Source organism: Bradyrhizobium sp. (genome assembly GCF_049586575.1).
GTDB lineage: Bacteria > Pseudomonadota > Alphaproteobacteria > Rhizobiales > Xanthobacteraceae > Bradyrhizobium.
The window spans coordinates 1-3,049 of sequence record NZ_JBAVCF010000798.1 but is presented as its reverse complement, the minus strand read 5'-3'; the positions used below and the strand labels follow the sequence as shown (position 1 = coordinate 3,049).

General features: G+C 57.9%; 2 protein-coding genes and 1 pseudogene. 2 read left to right on the top strand and 1 reads right to left on the bottom strand.

What is annotated here, in order from left to right:
* Positions 1–133: 133 nt before the first annotated feature.
* Both WB528_RS28385 and WB528_RS28380 read left to right on the top strand, forming a co-directional pair.
* Positions 134–1,159 carry a Bug family tripartite tricarboxylate transporter substrate binding protein gene (locus WB528_RS28385; RefSeq protein WP_423892782.1) on the top strand — a complete coding sequence of 342 codons (1,026 nt, stop codon included), beginning with the start codon at positions 134–136 and terminating at the stop codon, positions 1,157–1,159.
* Between the two features lie 78 nt (positions 1,160–1,237).
* A complete protein-coding gene (locus WB528_RS28380; protein ID WP_423892780.1) occupies positions 1,238–2,308 on the top strand; it encodes an ornithine cyclodeaminase family protein in 1,071 nt (356 codons plus the stop codon).
* A 574-nt stretch (positions 2,309–2,882) separates the two neighbouring features.
* Here the strand turns inward: WB528_RS28380 and WB528_RS28375 are convergent.
* Positions 2,883–3,049 (bottom strand): annotated as a pseudogene (locus WB528_RS28375) (IS91 family transposase); the annotation flags it as partial.

Below are 3,049 nucleotides of genomic sequence, written 5' to 3'. Positions count from 1 at the left end.
GGCAACGCTTGTTGACTTCGACTTACCCCGGCAGAACACTCATGTTCATGAGGTTCTGATAATCTAAGTGGCGGACCAAACTATTAGCCGCCACATTCCTCTCCGATTGAGTACGACGAAAGGTAGGGAAAATGTGAATTTGACGTTGAGAGCAGCTGCCGCGGCGGTTTTGGCGGCCAGTGGCTGGCTGGCCGGCCCCGCCGCGGCGCAAACCAACTTCTTTGCGGGCCAGACCATTCATCTCATCATTCCGGCGGGACCGGGCGGCGCGTTCGCAACCTTCGGCCAGATCATTTCGAAATTTCTGACCCAGCAAATTCCCGGGAATCCGGATGTCATCCCCCAGTACATGAGCGGCGCCGGGGGTATCCGAGCGTCGAATTATGTCGCCAACAATGCGGCGACCGACGGCACAGTCATCTACCTCATTCACGAGAGCGCCGTTACGCACCAGCTCCTTTTTCCGGATCAAGTGATGTACGACGCCCATAAATTCATTCCTATCGGAATAATTTCGTCGCTGAACAGCGCGTTTGCCGTCAGAAAGGATGCGCCGGCAACCGACATGGCTGGCTTTAAACAAAAACAAGTTATACTCGGATCGACGGGGCCCGGTTCTTACCAATTCGTCGTTCCGACGCTGATGAACGATTTTCAGGACACAAAGTTTAAAATGATCGCAGGATTCCAAGGCACCAACAACATGGCGCTCGCCCTCGATCGCGGTGAGATTCAAGGAATGCTTGCGTCCTTCTTGGCCATCCAGACAATCCGGCCGGATTGGGTGAGCGGTCAAGGCGTTGCAAAAATCGTGTTTCAGATGGGTGATCGCGCCGATCCCGCGATCCCGGATGTCCCACTGCTGACCGCGCTGGCGGCTTCGGAGGAAGAGCGAGCGCTTTACAGCTTTTTAACACTTGAAAGAAGTCTCGGGCGTTCGCTGGTTGCGCCAGCAGGCGTTCCCGAAAGCCGCGTCGCGGTCCTTCGCGCGGCGCTTGTCGCAGTTCTGCACAATAGTGAATTCAGAACGGCATGCGCGGCACGCAAGATACCGCTGCACTCGGGAAGCGCGGATGATCTAAAAGCGGTGATCGACAAGGCGTTTGCAACGCCGCCTGATGTCATCGCGACGGCACGTAAGTATATGATCGCAAAATAGGTCATCGTTCGCCTTCGCTGCATTGGACCATCACGATCCTACATCCCTCGTCTCCCGACCAAATTGAAGAGGTTGATAATGCCGCTGCTCATCAACAACGACGTAACCGCGCGTGTGCTTGACACAGGAGCAGCCGTGTCGGCCATGGAGAGTGTGCTACGCCAATACGCGCAAGGCTACGCTACCTTTCAACCGCGCACCGACCTATGGTCGCCGACGGCCAAGGACGGCGATTATTACCGTTGGGGATCGCTCCTCGGCGCCATGGCGGACCCCCCGACGCTCGCGCTTCGCTTCAAATCCGACATCCTGCGATGGACCGACTATCGCGGCGTTCAAACCGAGGAATGGTTCTGTATGGAGCCGGGCCGTTATTGCGGTTTCGTGATTTTGATCGATACGACGACCGGAGAGATCATCGGTCTGCTCAACGATGGGATACTGCAGCACGTCCGCGTGGGCGCGACGGCGGGGGTCGGCGCAAAGTATTTGGCCCGGCCGGACGCCAGTGTCCTTGGCGTACTTGGATCGGGCGGAATGGCCCGAACTTACACGGAAGCGATCAACTCTGTTCGAAAGCTGCAGGAGGTGAAGGTCTATAGCCCAACACCGGCGAACCGCGAGAGGTTTGCCGAGGAGATGTCAACGAAGCTCGGAGTGCGCGTTGTGCCGTGCGATTCTGCGCAGGCGGCACTGACCGATGTGGACATGGTCGCGACCTGCACGGATTCCCGGGTCCCAGTCTACAAATCCGAAATGCTGAAATGGCATCGGCCGGGCGCATTCCTGGTCCGCTGCCGCCCCGATGAAATGGACGATGCTACATTCCAAGCCGTGGACAAAATATTCGTGAACGCGACCGAGGGTTACACCGACCTCATCATCGGCTCGGAACAGGATCGCGCACGCCGCCCCACAAACAGGGAGTACCGGCGACGCTATAACAAGACGTCATATCCCAAACTGGCCAGCGTCATTTCAGGCGAGGTCCCCGGCCGCGAAGCGGATTCTGAGACCATCTTCTACCACAATACATCGGCGGGCTTGCAGTTCGCCGCTGTCGGCAGGCTTGTCTACGACCGGGCCAAAGCTGCGGGTCTTGGGATCAATATCCCAATTGAGTGGTTTTTACAGGACATCCGAAACTAAAGCTCGCAATCATTGTTCTGATCGGTATTGCATTCGGCGGGCTACCGAACCGCCCGATTAACTGCGCTACTTCCAGCGCCAGGAATGTTGTCTGGAGCGACGACAGAGAGCCCAATGACGTGGGTCAACTAACGCGCAAGGCTGTCGGCTGCGCCTAGTGTGCGATCCGGATGAACGCCTTCCGAGCATTCATAATGGAGCATGTTGGGTTCGCCGGAATGCTGGAGGGTTCAAATAGGTCCCGCGTCACGGACTTGGCCGCGAGCTCGGCGCGGGACCTATTTGAAGCCGGATTGAACGAAGCCGCGTGTTGTTGATCGAAGCTTATGGGCGTTCGAGATCGGCGCCGGCGGTTCGATCATGGATTGTTTGGCCGTACGGTTGAGCCAAGGGCAAACTGTGCTGAAGAGCAGATCCGGGCGATCGCGTGTGCGAGGACGATCGCATGCGTGTTGGCCGCAAATAAGCGATGCGAGCACGCGCGACGGAGTTTTGCGAGCATGTCTTGACGTTCCGACCGGCGGCGTCAGCATGGAGAACCGTGCAATGATGCGCAAAGAGGCGGGTTCGAGCGTCATGAGGTATCACAGCGCGGTGCTGCGCGTCGCCGCGATGGCGAGCGCGGCCAAAGGCCGATCTCGACCATGCAGCCACCACAGATTGGGCACAGATCGATACGATGACCGGTGAGGATTGCGTAGCGCTCGCGATAATCGGCGGGTTCAACAGTGGGTCCCGGCT

What these genes read in the sequence shown, in the direction of transcription:
- WB528_RS28380 (WP_423892780.1), top strand. Translation starts at nt 1,238, where the DNA reads ATGCCGCTGCTCATCAACAACGACGTAACCGCGCGTGTGCTTGACACA.